The sequence below is a fragment of the Nostoc sp. CALU 546 genome, assembly GCF_048836525.1.
Genome location: NZ_JAWJTF010000032.1, coordinates 41,813 through 60,581 on the forward strand (window position 1 = coordinate 41,813; position 18,769 = coordinate 60,581).

16 protein-coding genes are annotated in these 18,769 nt (G+C 41.5%); 12 read left to right on the forward strand and 4 right to left on the reverse strand.

Going from position 1 to position 18,769, the window contains the following annotated elements:
- The first annotated feature begins 103 nt into the window (after window positions 1-103).
- The 11 genes from RRG12_RS17645 (at window position 104) to RRG12_RS17695 (ending at window position 14,740) form a co-directional block, all read left to right on the forward strand.
- Complete coding sequence (locus tag RRG12_RS17645) at window positions 104-1,459, forward strand: glycosyltransferase family 4 protein (RefSeq protein WP_420760173.1); 1,356 nt, start codon at window positions 104-106, stop codon at window positions 1,457-1,459.
- A gap of 43 nt (window positions 1,460-1,502) precedes the next feature.
- On the forward strand, window positions 1,503-2,678 hold the full coding sequence (gene tyrA / locus RRG12_RS17650) for a bifunctional chorismate mutase/prephenate dehydrogenase (RefSeq protein WP_420760174.1): 1,176 nt from the start codon (window positions 1,503-1,505) through the stop codon (window positions 2,676-2,678).
- Window positions 2,679-2,788: 110 nt separating this feature from the next.
- The gene (locus tag RRG12_RS17655; RefSeq protein ID WP_420760175.1) at window positions 2,789-3,433 is read left to right on the forward strand and encodes a DsbA family oxidoreductase; all 645 of its coding nucleotides are present in this window, start codon (window positions 2,789-2,791) and stop codon (window positions 3,431-3,433) included.
- Entirely contained in the window at window positions 3,430-4,614 is a 1,185-nt protein-coding gene (locus RRG12_RS17660; protein WP_420760176.1) for a 3-dehydroquinate synthase, read from the forward strand. Before RRG12_RS17655 ends, RRG12_RS17660 begins: the two co-directional genes overlap by 4 nt.
- A 605-nt stretch (window positions 4,615-5,219) precedes the next feature.
- On the forward strand, window positions 5,220-7,424 hold the full coding sequence (locus RRG12_RS17665) for an anthranilate synthase (protein ID WP_420760197.1): 2,205 nt from the start codon (window positions 5,220-5,222) through the stop codon (window positions 7,422-7,424).
- A 166-nt stretch (window positions 7,425-7,590) separates the two neighbouring features.
- Complete coding sequence (gene trpC, locus RRG12_RS17670) at window positions 7,591-8,421, forward strand: indole-3-glycerol phosphate synthase TrpC (protein ID WP_420760177.1); 831 nt, start codon at window positions 7,591-7,593, stop codon at window positions 8,419-8,421.
- A 370-nt stretch (window positions 8,422-8,791) separates the two neighbouring features.
- Window positions 8,792-9,619 (forward strand): tryptophan synthase subunit alpha, encoded by an 828-nt coding sequence (gene trpA, locus RRG12_RS17675; RefSeq protein ID WP_420760178.1) that lies wholly within the window; start codon window positions 8,792-8,794, stop codon window positions 9,617-9,619.
- 126 nt (window positions 9,620-9,745) lie between these two features.
- Window positions 9,746-10,975: a tryptophan synthase subunit beta gene (gene trpB, locus RRG12_RS17680; protein WP_420760179.1), complete on the forward strand. Its 1,230-nt coding sequence runs from the start codon at window positions 9,746-9,748 to the stop codon at window positions 10,973-10,975.
- A 108-nt stretch (window positions 10,976-11,083) separates the two neighbouring features.
- Complete coding sequence (gene trpD / locus RRG12_RS17685) at window positions 11,084-12,196, forward strand: anthranilate phosphoribosyltransferase (RefSeq protein WP_420760180.1); 1,113 nt, start codon at window positions 11,084-11,086, stop codon at window positions 12,194-12,196.
- A 235-nt stretch (window positions 12,197-12,431) separates the two neighbouring features.
- On the forward strand, window positions 12,432-13,532 hold the full coding sequence (gene aroF / locus RRG12_RS17690) for a 3-deoxy-7-phosphoheptulonate synthase (protein ID WP_420760181.1): 1,101 nt from the start codon (window positions 12,432-12,434) through the stop codon (window positions 13,530-13,532).
- Between the two features lie 245 nt (window positions 13,533-13,777).
- A complete protein-coding gene (locus tag RRG12_RS17695) occupies window positions 13,778-14,740 on the forward strand; it encodes a hypothetical protein (RefSeq protein WP_069068850.1) in 963 nt (320 codons plus the stop codon).
- Window positions 14,741-15,075: 335 nt separating this feature from the next.
- Here RRG12_RS17695 and RRG12_RS17700 read toward each other — a convergent pair whose 3' ends face one another.
- The gene (locus RRG12_RS17700; protein ID WP_069068849.1) at window positions 15,076-15,276 is read right to left on the reverse strand and encodes a heavy-metal-associated domain-containing protein; all 201 of its coding nucleotides are present in this window, start codon (window positions 15,274-15,276) and stop codon (window positions 15,076-15,078) included.
- A gap of 333 nt (window positions 15,277-15,609) precedes the next feature.
- Entirely contained in the window at window positions 15,610-16,422 is an 813-nt protein-coding gene (locus RRG12_RS17705; protein ID WP_069068848.1) for an SDR family NAD(P)-dependent oxidoreductase, read from the reverse strand.
- A 207-nt stretch (window positions 16,423-16,629) separates the two neighbouring features.
- Between RRG12_RS17705 and RRG12_RS17710 the strand changes: the two genes are divergently transcribed.
- Window positions 16,630-17,607: a threo-3-hydroxy-L-aspartate ammonia-lyase gene (locus RRG12_RS17710; RefSeq protein WP_420760182.1), complete on the forward strand. Its 978-nt coding sequence runs from the start codon at window positions 16,630-16,632 to the stop codon at window positions 17,605-17,607.
- Window positions 17,608-17,641: 34 nt separating this feature from the next.
- Here RRG12_RS17710 and RRG12_RS17715 read toward each other — a convergent pair whose 3' ends face one another.
- Window positions 17,642-18,247, reverse strand: coding sequence for a Uma2 family endonuclease (locus RRG12_RS17715; RefSeq protein ID WP_420760183.1), 606 nt, complete (start codon window positions 18,245-18,247; stop codon window positions 17,642-17,644).
- Between the two features lie 192 nt (window positions 18,248-18,439).
- A complete protein-coding gene (locus RRG12_RS17720) occupies window positions 18,440-18,655 on the reverse strand; it encodes a toxin-antitoxin system HicB family antitoxin (RefSeq protein ID WP_069068845.1) in 216 nt (71 codons plus the stop codon).
- Between the last annotated feature and the right edge of the window lie 114 nt (window positions 18,656-18,769).

Here is an 18,769-nt window from a genome sequence, read left to right on the forward strand (position 1 = left end):
TGCGTTACGCTTCGCTACTGGCTAATTGTAATTACGAATTACGAATTACGAATTACGAATTACGAATTACAAAATCAAGGTGCTTCCAGGACATTAACATTTCATGCACATTCTGATTTATTCATACAATTATCATCCAGAACCAATTGGTATTGCACCTTTGATGACTGAACTAGCAGAAGGGCTAGTGAAGCGGGGGCATCAAGTGCGGGTAATTACAGGTATGCCTAACTATCCTCAGCGTCAGATTTACGACGGATATCGGGGTAAGTTATACGTTACTGAACAGAAAAACGGTGTCAAAATTCAGCGTAGCTACCTGCGAATTAAGTCTAAACCTAACCTCCTAGACCGGCTACTGCTAGAGTTGAGCTTTGTTTTTACAAGTTTGCCACAAGCCCTCAAGGGCGAACGACCTGATGTAATTCTCTTAACAGTACCGCCGCTACTAGTTTGTTTACCTGCAACTTTGATAGGTTGGCTATACAATTGCCCAGTAGTGCTGAATGTGCAAGATATTCTCCCGGAAGCTGCTGTGCGTGTTGGGCTAATTAAGAATAAGTTGATGATTAAAGCTCTGGAAGCTTTAGAAAAATTTGCCTACCGAACTGCACATACTATTAGCGTAATTGCCGATGGCTTTGTAGATAATTTAATCAATAAAGGTGTACCTGCTAATAAAATTGCTTGCATTCCCAATTGGGTAAATTTAAATTTTATTCGCCCTTTACCGAAGGAGAATAACTCTTGGAGAACTACTCATCAACTCGATGGTAGATTTGTAGTGCTTTATTCAGGCAATATTGCTCTGACGCAAGGTTTAGAAACAGTAATAGAAGCAGCAGTTCGGTTGCGTCATCTCAAAAAAATTGTCTTTGTTATAGCCGGTGAATCCCAAGCCCTCGAAAGGTTGCAGAAACATTGTCTTGCTTGTGGTGCAGATAACGTTTTGCTGCTACCGTTGCAAGCGCGAGAAAAACTACCGCAAATGTTAGCAGCCGCAGATGTGGGGTTGATTGTGCAAAAGTGCAATGTGATTTCCTTCAATATGCCTTCTAAAATCCCACTGTTGTTAGCTAGTGGCCGCCCAATTGTGGGTTCAGTTCCCGCTACTGGGACTGCTGCGAAAGCTATCAAAGAAAGTGGCGGCGGCGTTATCGTTGAGCCAGAGTCAGCAGATGCTTTGGCTGCGGCGGTGCTGGATTTATATAATCAACCGGAATTAGCAGCGCAATTAGGACGTAAAGGAAGAAAGTTTGCGGTAGAAAACTATTCCTTTGAGCAAGCACTAGATCGGTATGAAGAGTTATTTTATGATGCGATCGCAAAAAAAACACCGACTCTGGATATATTACCCGAAATGAGTTCCAAGGAATCACTTGTTGATAAAGGGTTTTTGCTACATACCTCGCCCCTTATGAGCGTGGTATCTCAAAGCCCAATGACAAATGACAAATGACTCCGCGAAGCGGTTTGATATTTGAAAATTGGGGATAGGAAAAATGCCTTTGAAATCCTCTTATTCTGAGCATCTGAAAAAAACCGATCAAAGCTTAATCGCCTTACTTAGCGATCGCATATCATTATTAGCAGCATCAGAACAACCTTCTTTAGATGAACAACTGGCTAATGTCGCTCCCCTACTCGCTCAAGCTGGTATTCCTGAGTCTATTTGGGTTGCTGTGCTGAAGAGTTGTCACGCTACTCTGATTCCTAAATCTGCCACAAATCATGTCAGCCCCCGACAAATTACCATCATCGGTGGACGCGGTAGGATGGGAAGATTATTCCAAGAGCAGCTTTCGCTAGTAGGTCATAATGTTAGCATTCTCGAACATGAAGATTGGGAATATGCAGAAAAACTGTTAAGTCAGGCAGAATTAGTATTAGTCAGCGTTCCCATTGAACATACGGTTGATGTTATCAAGCGGGCAGCAAAATATCTTAATCCAACTACAGCTTTCTGTGACATCACGAGTATTAAGACTCAGCCAACTCAGGCAATGCTCGAACATCATTCTGGCCCAGTCATGGGTTTACATCCAATGTTTGGGCCAAATATAAAATCGTTTTTGGGACAAAAAGTGGTAGTGTGTCCAGGTCGGAACGATGATTCATTTCAATGGTTATTAGACTTTCTTAAAAGTAAAGGTAGTGAATTAGTTTTTTGCACGCCTGAAGAACACGATAAAATGATGGTGATTATTCAAGCAACGCAGCATTTTTGTAGATTTAGTCTGGGCGTTTTCTTAGCACAAACAAGAGTGGACATAGAGCAGAGTTTAACAATGTCAACTCCTAACTATCGTCAAGAAATTGATATTGTTAAACGTTTGTTTTCTCAAAATCCTAATTTGTGTGTTGATATTATGCTGGCTACCGAAGAAAGATGTAATGCTATTAGTTTTTTAGCTAATACTTACAGCCGATTAGCGAAACTGGTGGCAAGGAAAGATAGAGACGCGTTAATTAAAGAATTTGAAAATACCCAAAGCTTTTTGGAAGAAAAAATTAACACTTTTTTACAGCCTTTAAATACAACAGCTTTGCAACGAGATTTTGAAGAAGAATTCAGAAATCAGAATGGGCTAAACGCCCCGCTACCGCTAACAGGAGTCAGAATTAAGAGCGCAGGAAACTTGAACCAATTTATTTATCCACCAGTAGCACAGAATTAAATTCTGTTAGCAGATAGCTAAGGTTTAGCCCATTCTGGTTCCTGATTCCTGAATTCTTTCTTGTAAAACCACAGATGCACACAAATATTAGCATTTGAGTAACAAAAAATATGCTGATAGATATCTTTCACGATACCGTTTGCCCTTGGTGCAGAATTGGGAAAAAACATCTGTTTGATGCACTAGCACAATGGCAAGAACAAGAAGTGCATATCCGATGGCATCCTTTTCTTTTGGATAATACCGTTCCTGCTGAAGGTTATGAATTTCGTAGCTTTATGCAAAATAGAAAAGGCATGAAAGCGGAAGAATTGCAACAGATGTTTGATTATACGCAACGCGCAGGTGAGGCGGCTGGAGTTAAGCTAGATTTTGAAAAAGTTCGTTTGGCTGTCAATACTAAGCTTTCTCATCAACTGATTGCACTTGCACCCACAAGCATAAAAAACAATGTTGTAGAAGCTATTTATAAAGCTTACTTTGAAGACGGTTTGAACCTCGGAGATATTAACGTTATTGTTGCCATCGGTACAGCATATCAGATGGATGCTGGCGAATTAAAGTTGCAATTAAATAATCATGCTGTGAGTGATGCAGTTGTTGCTGAATCAACATTTGCTCGGTTAAATGGCATTAACAGCGTGCCGTTTTTCATCATGAATAATCAAGTCAAGGTAAATGGTTCTCACTCGGTAGAGGTGTTCCTCGAAACTTTGAATCGTGCTGCACTTCTAGATATACCTGTAAAAATATGATAGTTGACATCAAGCAAAAAAGTAGATTAATTCATCAACGGGTTGCGGTTACTTTTAACTACGAGGTTTATTTCACTCAAAATTTATTTGAGTTGAAAAACCCGACGCTAGCGCAAGTGGTTACAGCAGATGGGGAGACAAAGCCGAAGAAATTAGTTGCAGTGGTAGACGCAGGAATATTACAGTTTCAACCGGAATTGGTGAAGCAATTAGTCGCGTATACCAAGTTTTATGCAGAGGTGCTAGCGATCGCAGCTGAACCCATGATAATTTCGGGAGGAGAAGCTGCCAAAAACGATCGCACTTTCGTAGAGCAAATCCACCAACAGATTGAAGCCGCCGGATTATGTCGCCACTCCTACATATTAGCGATCGGAGGCGGGGCGATGTTGGATTTGGTAGGATACGCTGCTGCAACTGCTCACCGAGGAATTCGCCTGATTCGCATTCCGACAACGGTATTAGCACAAAATGATTCTGGGGTTGGGGTAAAAAACGGCATCAATGCCTTTGGTAAAAAGAACTTTCTTGGCACATTTGCGCCACCTTATGCTGTTATAAATGATTCTGCCTTTTTGACAACTCTAGACGATCGCGATTGGCGTTCTGGGATTGCAGAAGCCGTCAAAGTGGCGCTGATTAAGGATTCTAACTTTTTTGATTATATTTACTCTCACAGCGCAGCCCTGGCGCGGCGAGACATGGATACCATGCAACAGGTTATCTATCGTTGCGCCCAGTTGCACCTAGAACATATTGCCAATAGCGGCGATGCTTTTGAAATGGGTTCGTCTCGTCCCCTGGATTTTGGACATTGGGCGGCTCATAAACTGGAGCATTTGACTAATTATCGCTTGCGTCATGGCGAAGCAGTTGCGATCGGTATTGCTTTGGATAGCACCTATTCTTATTTATTAGGATTGCTTGATTGCTCAGAATGGCAACGAATATTAAATACTTTATCGGCGTTGGGTTTCATGTTGTATGTGCCAGAACTAGCCCAGAATTTATCACAATTGGAACATCCTGATTGTTTGTTCCGGGGTTTAACTGAATTCCGCGAACACTTGGGGGGAGAATTGACTTTAATGTTGTTACAAGAGATTGGGAAAGGAATTGAGGTTCATGAGGTGAATTTGTTGTTGTATAGGGAAGCAATATCGTTGTTGAGGGAATTTTAGGATTGGATTTTAAACGCAGAGGAATGCAGAGGTTAAATGAGATGATCTACTACTTTTGAGGGAGGCGAAGAATTTCAAACAGCGTTATTCGGAAAAGTACTAGATAAGCAGTATAAAAAGCGAATAAATTGACACCCAATCGAAAAATTATTCAATGTATTATCTGCTTGATATCTAGTACTCTTAAATAAGAAGCAAAAAGTTTTTAGTTCCATTTTTTACAAATCATCCGCAGATTAAAATAGGTTGATTTAGATTGATATCAATCTAAGTTAGTTATTCATAGCATTCATAAATATTCTTTTTTCTCTACGATACACTTCGCGTTGGCAAAGACTTTAGTAGATAATACCAATTTTTTATGAAGCTGCATAGAATTCGATCCCCCCTAGCCCCCCTTATTAAGGGGGGAACCGGAAAAACATCCATCGAAGTCCCCCTTTTTAAGGGGGATTTAGGGGGATCAAGATATATGCAACTTCACATTAAATTGGTATAAGGCGATTATTTAATCTTCACAACTCAGATAGCATCGTCATATCTACAAACAACTACTAATAATGACCAATGACAAATGACAAATGACAATTAGTGAGAAATTACCTATGATTTTTGATTCTCGTTCTTATAAAACCCTTGGCGGTGTAACTGTTTCTCGCTACATCACCGAAGTGAAAATGGATACTGCCCTTGAAGATATTCTGTTTCACTTAAATTCTCAGCGGGGAGGCTTACTAAGAAGCAGCTACGAATATCCAGGCAGATACAAAAGATGGGCGATTGGATTTGTCAATCCACCACTGGAATTGACTACACAGGAAAATGCTTTTAATTTGATAGCGTTAAATGAACGTGGTCAAGTACTTCTACCATTACTTTTAGAGTGCTTATCTAACTCAATACAACTTGAGAAAGTTACTCTAGATAATAACAATATTGTTGGCTTTGTTAAATCTACAAAAAGATTATTTACTGAAGAAGAACGCAGTAAGCAACCTTCAGCATTTACTGTCGTCCGCGAAATTCTACACACTTTTTCTAGTCAAGAAGACGAGCATTTAGGATTATATGGTGCGTTTGGTTATGACTTAGTTTTTCAGTTTGAACCAATTACCCAACTTTTGGAACGTCCTACAGATCAGCGTGATTTAGTACTTTATCTACCAGATGAATTGATTGTTGTTGACTATTATCAGCAACGGGCATTTCGTCTCCAATATGATTTTAAAACAGCGCATGGCAACACGAAGAATTTGCCTCGAACAGGTGAGTCTGTTGATTATCGCGGAAAACATCTTCTCCCGAATCAAACTGCTGATCATAAAGTAGGCGAGTATGCCAAAAAAGTTGAGGCTGCACTCGATTATTTCCGCCGAGGCGATTTATTTGAAGTTGTTCCTAGTCAAAACTTTTTTGAAGGCTATGAAGATGAACCCAGCAAACTATTTGAAACTTTAAAAGATATAAATCCCAGTCCTTATGGGTTTATTTTTAATTTAGGTGGAGAATATCTAATTGGCGCATCTCCAGAAATGTTTGTGCGAGTTGAAGGGAAGCGGGTAGAAACTTGTCCCATTAGTGGCACTATTAGCCGGGGATTAGATGCTCTTGACGATGCGGTGCAAATTCGTCATTTACTCAACTCCCACAAAGATGAAGCTGAGTTGACGATGTGTACTGATGTCGATCGCAATGACAAATCCCGAATCTGCGAACCTGGTTCAGTACAAGTGATTGGTCGTCGCCAAATTGAATTATACAGCCATTTAATTCATACAGTGGATCATGTTGAAGGTATATTGCGATCGCAATTTGATGCTTTAGATGCCTTTCTTTCCCACACTTGGGCGGTTACAGTCACCGGCGCACCCAAAAAAGCCGCCATAGATTTTATTGAACAGCATGAACGTAGCGCCCGCCGTTGGTATGGTGGAGCAGTCGGCTATTTAAATTTCAATGGCAATTTGAATACTGGATTAATTCTGCGGACAATTCGATTAAAAGACTGCATCGCCGAAGTGCGAGTTGGTGCGACTGTCCTTTATGACTCCATACCCCAAGCAGAAGAACAAGAAACAATTACCAAAGCTGCTGCTTTATTTGAAACGATTCGCCGTGTTAAGCAAACGAGTCAGAAAATTGATGAATCCAGTTCCTTAAAATTAGCTAAAATCCTCCCAAGGGCGGCAACTGGCAAACGTATCTTACTAATAGATTATGAAGACTCATTTGTTCATACATTAGCTAATTACATTCGCCAAACTGGTGCAAGCGTCACTACATTACGTCACGGTTTTTCTGATTCACTATTCGACAAAGAACGCCCTGACTTAGTTGTATTATCTCCCGGCCCTGGTAGACCAAGTGATTTTGGAGTTTCGGAAACTATCGGCGCCCTTCTTTATCGCCAAATTCCTATTTTCGGAGTTTGTCTAGGACTGCAAAGTATCGTTGAAGCTTTTGGTGGAGAATTGGGAGTTCTCAACTATCCTCAACATGGTAAATCTTCACGGATTTTCGTTACTGATTCCGATTCTGTCACCTTCAAAAATTTACCGGAATCCTTCACAGTCGGTAGATATCACTCATTATTTGCCCTACCGCAGCATTTGCCAAAAGAACTGAAGGTGACAGCGATTTCTGATGACGACGTAATTATGGGCATTGAACATCAGACACTTCCCATCGCCGCCGTTCAGTTTCATCCAGAATCAATTATGACTTTAGCCGGAGAAGTCGGTCTGGAAATCATTAAAAATGTGGTGCGGGCATATACACACATCGAAGAGTCATTAGTCATTGGTCATTAGTCATTTGTCAAAAGTGCCTCGTTCCCATGCATTCCCAATACTTGTAGAGACGGCGATTTATCGCGTCTTGTATATTTATCGCGTCTCTAAACCGTATTGTATGCATTCCCAGATTCCATCTAGGAACGAGAATAATTAATTATTTTCCCATTCACTCAAGCATTTTATGATTAACCAAGTTACGACTTCTCGCCATATTCTTGAAGAGATTGTATTGCATAAAAGGCAAGAAGTTGCACAGATGCAGCAGGAATTTTCTTTAACTGATTTGCAACAGCAATTAATTGCGGCTCCAACTGTCAGAAATTTCTTGACTGCTTTACAACAAAATCCTCAGCAACCTAGCTTAATTGCTGAGGTAAAAAAGGCATCACCTAGCCGTGGCATTATTCGGGCAGATTTTGACCCTGTAGCGATCGCTAAAGCTTATGAACGAGGTGGCGCAGCTTGTCTATCAGTCCTCACTGATCATAAGTTTTTTCAGGGCAGTTTTGATAATCTGCGTGGTATCCGTCAACAAGTTGCATTACCCCTACTGTGCAAGGAGTTCATCATTGACCCCTATCAAATTTATTTAGCACGGACAGCAGGCGCAGATGCCGTTTTGTTGATTGCAGCTATATTATCAGACCAAGAACTTCAAAGCTTTTTGCGACTAATTCACTATTTGGGCATGAATGCACTGGTAGAAGTCCATACTTTAGCTGAACTGGATAGGGTGCTTAAGCTTGACGATTTACATTTAGTAGGAATCAACAATCGCAATTTAGAAGATTTTACCGTTGATTTAGGAATAACACAGCAACTTTTAACACAGCGCCAGCAATATTTGCAAAGTTTAGATATCACCGTCGTTAGTGAGTCTGGATTGTATACACCTGCTGATTTATCTTTTGTTGCTGAAGCTGGTGTCCGTGCGGTTTTGGTTGGAGAGTCTTTAGTTAAACAAAGCGATGTAGAACAAGCTGTGCGTAGTCTTTTGAGTGCTGAGTGCTAAGGTAAACCTAAAAAATGAAGCTCTGATACTCGTTAACGGAGCTAAAAGACTCATTAATGGAGATAAAAGACTCATTAACGGAGATAAAAGCCTCATTCACGAGTATCAAAGACTCGTTAACGGAGCTAAAAGACTCATTCACGGAGATAAAAGACTCGTTAACGAAGCTAAAAGACTCATTCACGAGTATCAAAGACTCGTTAACGGAGCTAAAAGACTCGTTCACGAAGATAAAAGACTCGTTAACGGAGCTAAAAGACTCGTTCACGAGTATCAAAGACTCATTAACAAAAAATTTAGCGTGGGTATCGCTAATTGCTAAATGTTGATTATTCCAGAAGTATTAACCAATCATTAACTATTTTTCTGCATGACTTCTATCTCCGCTCATTTTCAGACTTTACGCGATCGCCAACAGTGTGCTTTAATCCCCTTTATCACAGCAGGCGATCCTAACTTAGAAACCACTGCCGAAGCTTTACGTATCTTAGATCGCAACGGTGCTGACTTTATCGAGTTGGGCATTCCCTACTCCGATCCTCTCGCAGATGGGCCTGTAATTCAAGCAGCCGCAACCCGCGCTTTGCAAAAAGGCACGAAATTAGAGCAAGTGCTAGAGATGTTAGAAGCTGTAACTCCTACACTGAAAGCGCCGATAATTCTATTTACTTATTACAATCCCATTTTGCACCGGGGTATTAAGACATTTTTGCTCAAAATTGCTGCGGCTGGAGTGCGCGGGTTGGTAGTGCCAGACTTACCCTTAGAAGAGGCAGAAGAATTAATTCAGACTGCTGCATCTTTTGGAATTGAGGTAATTTTACTTGTAGCTCCTACTAGTTCTAAAGATAGGATTTTAGCGATCGCTCGTCAATCTCAAGGTTTCATCTATCTTGTAAGCGTCACCGGAGTTACAGGTATCCGCGCTCAAATCCAAGACCGTGTACAAGACTTAATTACCGACTTACGAAGCGTCACCGATAAACCCATCGGCGTTGGTTTTGGCATCTCAGCACCAGAACAAGCGCATCAAGTCATGGAATGGGGAGCAGATGCAGTGATTGTTGGTAGTGCCTTCGTCAAACGTTTAGCTGAAGTTAGCCCAACTGAGAGATTGCAAGCCGTAGAAGAATTTTGTCAGGAACTCAAAGCAGCAATTACCCCAGTATCCCTGCAACAAGTTGGTTCCGCAAAGTAAAAAACCTCTCTCTTCTCTCTGCGTCCTCTGCGTCTCTGTGGTTCGATAAAAAATCACGAACCGCAGAGGCACAGAGAATACACAGGAAATTCAAAAATATATTTCAACATAAAAGGATTTTAACCAGTGGTAAGCATACAAGACATCAAAACTGCAACCGTTCAACCAGATTCTTTAGGCAGATTTGGCAGATTTGGCGGTAAGTACGTCCCCGAAACCTTAATGCCTGCATTAAGTGAGTTAGAAGCAGCCTTCCATCAATATCGCAACGAGCCGAGTTTCCAAGCAGAACTGCAAAACTTACTCCGTGACTATGTAGGACGACCCAGCCCATTATATTTTGCGGAACGCCTGACAACAAACTACGCTAGACCAGATGGCACTGGACCACAAATTTATTTGAAGCGTGAGGATTTAAATCATACAGGCGCTCACAAAATTAATAATGCTTTAGCTCAGGTATTACTAGCTAAACGCATGGGTAAGCAACGGATTATTGCCGAGACGGGTGCAGGTCAACACGGTGTAGCGACTGCAACCGTATGTGCGCGTTTTGGTTTGAAATGCGTGATTTACATGGGCATCCACGATATGGAACGCCAATCGCTGAATGTCTTCCGCATGAAATTAATGGGTGCAGAAGTTCGTCCAGTAGAAGCGGGTACGGGAACTCTCAAGGATGCAACTTCCGAAGCAATTCGGGATTGGGTGACAAATGTGGAAACAACGCATTACATCCTTGGTTCTGTTGCCGGGCCTCATCCTTACCCAATGATTGTCCGTGACTTCCACGCGGTAATTGGTGTAGAAACTCGCGCTCAATCCCAGGAGAAATGGGGAGGATTACCAGATATTCTACTGGCTTGCGTGGGTGGAGGTTCCAATGCGATCGGCTTATTCAATGAATTTGTCCATGAACCTTCAGTGCGTCTAATTGGAGTCGAAGCGGCGGGTGAAGGTGTAGATACAGAAAAACACGCTGCTACCTTGACAAAAGGAAAAATAGGTGTATTGCATGGTGCAATGAGCTATTTACTGCAAGATGATGATGGTCAAGTCATCGAAGCCCATTCAATTAGCGCCGGGTTAGACTATCCCGGTGTAGGGCCTGAGCATAGTTATTTAAAGGATCTTGGTCGCGCCGAATATTACAGCGTCACCGATAAACAGGCGTTAGATGCATTCCAAAGACTTTCGCAACTAGAAGGAATTATCCCAGCTTTGGAAACTGCTCATGCGATCGCATATCTCGAAACCCTTTGTCCTCAGTTAAAAGGTAGTCCCCGCATTGTCATCAATTGCTCCGGTAGAGGTGACAAAGATGTGCAAACCGTCGCCAAAGTCCTTATTCCTTAATGGTTCAGAGTTTCTAGTAAGCACTTTAGTGCTTAAAAATTCAGGACTAAAGTCCTTACTACAAACTTATTCTCCATTCAGAACTAGTCCAATGACCAATGACTAATTATGATCGCTTTAACTCAAATTCCACCTGAAATCCCCGTTACTCCTGAGTTTTACAACTGGCCAGCGTTATTACAACAATTGCTGAATCGGCAATCGTTGACGGTTTCCCAAGCTACAGATTTGATGCAAGGTTGGCTCACAGATGCCATTCCCCATGTCCTATCAGGAGCAATTTTAGCCGCAATCCAAGCCAAAGGTGTATCCGCAGAAGAATTAGTGGGCATGGCCAGGGTCTTACAATCCCAATCCCCAGTACCCAGCGATGCACTGAGCTTGTCGAAGTGTACCCAGTCCCCAATCCCTCTAATTGACACCTGTGGAACTGGTGGAGATGGTGCTTCAACCTTTAACATTTCCACTGCTGTCGCTTTTGTCGCCGCCGCCGCCGGGGTAAAAGTTGCCAAACATGGCAATCGTTCGGCATCTAGCAAGACTGGTTCCGCTGATGTGCTGGAAGCTTTGGGGATAAATCTCAACGCCACTCCTGAAAAAGTACAAGCCGCAGTAGGTGAAGTTGGAATCACCTTTTTGTTTGCTCCAGGTTGGCATCCTGCACTGAAAGCGATCGCAACTTTGCGAAAAACTTTGAAGGTGCGGACTGTCTTTAACTTGCTTGGCCCGCTAGTAAATCCCATGCGGCCAACGGGGCAAATTATTGGTGTGAACGATCCACTTTTACTAGAGGAGATTGTTCAAGCTTTATCGCAATTAGGATGCCAACAAGCGATCGCCCTCCACGGACGGGAACGTTTAGATGAAGCTGGTTTAGCAGATGTCACTGACTTAGCTGTACTCCAAGATAAAAAAGTCCGTTCTCTAACGCTCAATCCTCAAGAACTTGGTTTGAGTTTTGCTCCCACTGCGGCGTTACGCGGTGGAGATGTCGAAGAAAATGCCGAAATCTTGAAGGCAGTTCTCCAAGGTAAAGGTACTCAAGCGCAGCAAGATGTAGTCGCTTTAAATACAGCCCTAGCGCTCCAAGTTGGTGAAGCCATTCATGGAGAAACGGATGTTTTAGCCGGTTGTGTTAAAGGTATTACTCTTGCGAAGGAAATTCTGCAAAGCGGCGCAGCTTGGACAAAACTAGAACAACTTGCGGAATTTTTGCATTAGACAAACCTCTCTTCGTTTCAGTGTACACACAAGTCGAATTACCCCCCTTAATCCCCCCTTGTAAAGGGGGGAAACCGGAAAATCTTGTTCCCTCCCCTTTCCAAGGGGAGGGTTAGGGTGGGGTAAAATGCCTGTGGGATAAGCGTTTGAGCTTAAGTTGACACCAAAGAGTATTGCTGTGTCCTACGAACGGACTGTATTACACCCAATAACTTACTTACACAAGGAAAAACAGATGATTATCATACTTAAAAGCGGTACACCTGTTGAGGAAATCACTCGCATCAGCCAAGAACTGAGTGAAACTTGGAAAGTCACCGTAGAAAAAAGCGTTGGCACTCATAAAGTTGTACTGGGGCTAATTGGTGATACCACTAGCATCGATAAATTACAGGTTCAAGAATTCAGCCCTTGGATTGAGCAAGTATTACGAGTGCAACAACCTTTCAAACGGGTAAGTCGAGAATTCCGACATGGAGAAGCCAGCGAAGTTGTTGTACCTACACCTAACGGTGATGTCTATTTTGGCGAACATCACCCGATCGTAGTGGTAGCTGGGCCTTGTTCCGTTGAAAATGAAGCGATGATTGTCGAAACAGCAAAGCGGGTGAAGGCAGCCGGAGCAAAGTTTCTCCGTGGCGGAGCCTACAAACCCCGCACTTCACCTTATGCCTTTCAAGGTTATGGTGAAAGCGCTTTAGATTTATTAGCAGCAGCGCGGGAAGCTACTGGTTTGGGTATTGTCACAGAATTGATGGATGCTGCGGATTTATCAGCAGTGGCGAGAACAGCTGACATAATCCAAATCGGAGCGCGGAATATGCATAACTTCTCGCTGTTGAAAAAGGTAGGCGCTCAAGATAAACCAGTGCTACTCAAGCGGGGGATGTCTGCGACAATTGACGAGTGGTTGATGGCAGCAGAATATATTTTGGCATCTGGAAACCCAAATGTAATTCTTTGTGAGCGGGGAATCAGAACCTTTGATGGTAAATATGCCCGGAATACTTTAGATTTATCAGTGCTTCCGGTATTGCGATCGCTAACCCATTTACCGATTATGATTGATCCTAGTCATGGTACGGGTAGGTCTGAATATGTTCCATCGATGGCAATGGCTGCGATCGCAGCTGGTACAGATGCCTTAATGATTGAAGTTCACCCCAATCCCGCAAAAGCTTTATCCGATGGGCCTCAATCTCTCACCCCTGATAAATTTGACCGCTTAGTTCAAGAAATGTCAATTCTAGGCAAAGTAGTCGATCGCTGGTCTACACCTACATTTGATCGCATTAATGACAGCCGCATTCTCTTCACACCAGAACTATCAAAGTAGATAGAGCGTAATCTTGACCGATTTTTTGCAACCGGCTAAACCCGATCAACGGATTCTTTCGTTTAAAGAATCTGTTGATCGGGTTTTCATCAACTACCCCGCTCTGCTAATGCTGAGGGCGGGGTTTGTAATGAATTTTATTACTTAGGATGGTTTTGAGCTAAATAAAGTTGTACTTAAGATTACAGATAATGAAAAACTAGATTTATAGGAAATTAATTTTCCCCTGCTACCAAGGAGTAATAATGGTTTTAAGTGAATATCAACGTGCTGTAGGCGTATTTACTCATCGTCGAGACGCAGAACAGGCACTACATGAATTGAGAGATTCTGGCTTATTGATGGAGAAAGTATCTGTAGTTGTACAGAATGCAGACCGCAATCATGAGGTTGCCAATGATGAAATTAAAGAGCGCACTGGTGATAAAGCTGACGAAGGCGCAACAGTAGGAGGGCTTTCAGGGGGCGCTGTTGGTGGGTTAACTGGTTTATTAGTAGGTCTTGGTACTTTAGCAATCCCTGGAGTTGGGCCAATAATGCTAGCTGGTGCAGCGGCAACTGCTTTAGTTACAACCCTTGTCGGGGCAAGTATTGGTGCTGCTACTGGAACTTTTGCTGGTGCATTAGTTGGTTGGGGAATATCGGAAGAACAAGCTAAAGCATATAACGAGCGAGTAGAACATGGACACTATTTCATAATCGTGGATTGTACACCTGCTGAAATTCCTAAAGTAGAAGCAATCCTACAACGTTGGGGTATAGAAGAGTTTGGCATTTATGAATATTTCAACAATGAGCATAAAACTACAAATTATCTAACCACGACAACTTCTGCACCTGCCATTCCTAATAAAAGCGGAATTTTACCTAAATATGCTGTCGCTTACTTTAATAGCTTAGATAATGCTGAAGCGGCAATTAACGATATGTATACCGCCGGTTTTCCAGCAAACCAGATTTCCTTAATTTGCAAAGACTTTTCTCAATTGATTGGGTCAACAGACGTTAATGTAAGTGAGCGTTTTGACGCTATGAGGCTCGGAATACCAGATGATTGGGCACGCTTTTACAACGAGCAAATTGAGCAAGGCAATTACATACTCATCGTTAGTGGCACAGACAATGAGCTTGAACACGCTAGCTTAATTCTAGGCAGTTATGGGGTTCAAGAATGTCAAATCTATGACCCGATGTTAATTCGTTCTTGAAAAAGATTACCAGAAAATTTAACAATTTTGTCAGAGCAAACAAAGCAACGGCAATACTTTCAAAATACTACAGTCTTGATATGTATCTATTACAGCTTATAATTTCGCATAAATCCAAATATTTCAAGCGTGTCAGAAGAGGAAAATATGCTTTATCAAGTAGAGTAATTAATAATATTCCGCCCGTTTTCCGGGCGAATATATAACTAAGCAATATACATTTTTTATCTTTATTCATAAATAAACTTAGGGGCTTTAAACCCGTTTGGCAGAAGGCAAAAAATATATTTTCTTCCTCCTGCCTTCTGCCTCCTGCCCTCTGCCTTTCTTCGTAATTAATAGCCCTCGATAGTATAACCAGCAGATTGAACTATCTGTTTAATTGACTCTTCAGAAGCCGCAGCTTCTACAGTTACAGTTTTTGCATTAACGTCCACATCTATTTTGGCATCAGATTCCATAGTCTGAATAGATTTAGTTATATTCTTGGCACAGTCATCACCTTTAATATTTGTAACTTTTAATTTAATTGCCATTATTTACCTCTTTACATCTGGGATTTATCTTTAATAAATATAATAACGGTTGAGATAGTGAGTACACATCTTACTATAGTGATGTTTTTATATCCAGCTACTTCTGCCCAACTTTCACAGCATATATATATCCAAAAAAGCAGCTATCTTATGGCAGATATTGAAACATTTTAGAAGAGTGAAATTTAGAGTCACTAGGATATCATCTAAATACTAGAAAACAGGGCATTTAACCCTGTCATTTACTCACTATGCCTCCCCTCTTTACTCAGCTTCGTTGCTTTTAGAAAAGGGATTACCGTGATTTAATTGAAAATATTATAGAGTATCAGACTACCTATTTTTTTTGAGTTCGTGCATACTTCTCACGACCTTTGTTACTAAATTTCTGGGCGTAAATCTTACGCTTTCAGTCAATAGCTTATTTCTCATCCCAGGAACAACAACAATTTTATTTTTCATTAAGCCCCGATAACCAATATTCGCAACGGTTGCCGTATCCATCATTCTGTTAACGTTTGCAATCTTGGAATCTTCCATTGCAGCAGTTTGTTGAAATTCTGATGCTGTTGGCCCCGGACAAAGAACAGTCACGCTGACACCTGTGCCCTCTAATTCATTAGCGATCGCTTCGGAAAATGATAAAACATAAGCTTTTGTAGCAAAATAAACTGCCATTAGAGGCCCTGGTTGAAAAGCGGCTGCTGAGGCAACATTCAATATTTTTCCATAGTCTTGCTCGACCATATCCTTGAGGAATAACTTAGTTAAATGGGTCAGGCTGACCATATTTACCTGTAGCATTTTTAGTTCAAGGTTGAGGTCTGTTTCACTAAATGCTCCATAAGTACCAAAGCCAGCATTGTTAACCAGCACATCAATCTTGATCGATGCTTGCTGTAGTTCTGTGAAAATTTCTTCTGGCGATGTTGGTATAGATAAATCCTTGGTAAGAATTTTCACAAAAATGCCAAACTTTTGCGGGAATTCATTTATAATTTCGTTAAGCTTTTCTTCATTCTTATCGACTAACACAAGATTGTAACTATGACGAGCAAAAATCTGGGTTAATTGATAGCCTATTCCACTAGCCGCCCCTGTAATTAGAGCAGTTTTTTTTTGCCGACTTTCAGATGTTTTATTCATGTTACGAAAATTCCTAACGTGATAATTAATTTAAGCTTCATAAATTTAGCTACAGCAATATATAATGTTTGCTGTAGCTATTCTTATGCGGACAATAAATGATGCTATCCACCTGAAATTGAGTATGCTTCGATTAAGCATATTAGGCGCAAATATAAAAATCTGTATCTATATAAACAAGAGCAAAAATATTTAATCTCATCATCAATGCCACAGCATAATTCTGTTACTATAACTGACGTGCAAGCAGCACAAGAGCGAATTTTGGGAATTGCCCACCGCACGCCTGTGCTAACTTCTACAATTGTTAACGATCGCACCAATAGCCAAGTATTCTTTAAGTGCGAAAACTTTCAACGCACGGGGGCATTTAAATTTCGAGGTGCGTACAACGCTTTAACGCAACTATCGCAAGCCCAAAAACAAACAGGCGTTATCACCTATTCATCAGGAAATCATGCCCAAGCGATCGCCTTAGCTGGAAAAATCCTAAATATTCCCACCACCATTGTCATGCCTGATGATGCACCCATTGTTAAACAAACTGCTACTCGTGGTTATGGTGCAGAGATAATTTTATACAATCGCCAAGAAACAAACCGAGAAGAATTAGCCCAAAAATTAGCAGATGGGCGCTCTTTGACACTCATTCCTCCTTACGATCATCCTCATGTAGTCGCTGGACAAGGAACAACAGCTTTAGAACTAATTCAAGAAGTTGGTGAATTGGACTTATTATTAGTTTGTTGTGGTGGTGGTGGATTACTTTCAGGATGTGCGATCGCAACCAAGTCACTTTTACCCAATTGTAAAGTCATCGGAGTAGAACCAGCCCTTGCCGACGATGCTACCCGCTCCTTTCACACCAAAACCCTGCAAACTGTCAAGAATCCTAATACCATCGCCGATGGTGCGCGGACTCCTAGCCTTGGTCAAATTACTTTTCCCTTAGTGTTGCATTACGTCGATGATATGGTGACGGTATCGGAAGAAGCGATTCTTCGCACCATGTTTTTCTTATGGGAACGTCTGAAAATTGTCGTTGAACCCACTGGAGTCCTCGCCGCAGCAGCTTTACTCGAAGGTGTAGTGACAGCACCAGAGGCGAAAATTGGTGTGATCATCAGCGGTGGAAATGTAGATTTGGCGCAAGTTGGTAAATTGTTTTCTGTGGGATTGGATTGAAAAGTTAAATTCCCAATTGACCGTATTAATATATTCAACGAGGAAGAGTATCATCTAAGCGAAGTTGAAGACGGGGCAAAAGCGGTGATTTTATTAATTGATTTAATCGATATTGCTGTTGAGTATAAGTGTCTTCAACTAGTTGACAGACAGTGAAGGTAGGTTGTTTAGGTTTACCAATAAATGCGACTCCACCCAATCCTCGATAATCTACAATCCAATATTCGGGAATGCCTAAAATTGCATACTCTTCAACTTTGCGTGCATAGTCAGTTTCCCAGTTAGTACTAACAACTTCAACCACCAGTTTAATTGAGCGTCCCAGCGTAATTACGGGTTCTCGTTCCCAAAGGGGTTCACGGTCGAGAACGGTTTCATCAAGAACCACAACATCAGGACGACGAGCTGTAGCTGCATCCGCGAAGGGGTAAATTAAACAAGTGCGAGGAATAACCCAGGGAAGTTGTTCTGCAACAAGGTGTATACCAATTTGGGTTGCAACTTTCCCACTCACCGTTTCGTGGGGGCCAGTGGGTTCCATGTCAATTATTTCTCCGTCTGCTAATTCATATTGGGAGTTATCTTGATATTGGCAGAGAAAATCTTCTTTAGTGAGGGTTTTTTGGGAGATATATGTCATTGGGCTAATCTCCTGAAAGTATGTTGTTTTAATTTTAAAGTATCTAACCACTGGGAAAGCGCCAGATCCACAGGACAATTCTTAAACTTGGCGATGTCTACGACGGGCTATTCCACTTCGCACTTTTGGTGATGGGGTGGATGTGGGCGATCGGCTCCGGTTAGTGTTTTCATAATCGCCCTACAAGCTCTATTATGTCAGAGCATCAAGTTTAGCCAGTATTCTTAAACCTTCTTCTGAGTTGCCAGTTGCAGCCATTGCTTTAAATCTTGTATGGGCATCAAATTCTGCCAGAGCTATGGTAGAAAGTTCTTCAATCAATTTATTGACACTGATGCCTTTGGCTTGAGCAAGTTCTTTCAATCTATTATGCTTATCGTCTGGTAAACGAATAGTTAAAGTTGCCATTTTTGTTTAAGTCCTAATAATTTCTTCAGGTTGCGATCGTCTAGTCTAGCTATAGATAAAGTATTTAGGGACTTCCAGAAATTAAATTATTCAATTTTGTGAGCGAAGACGATC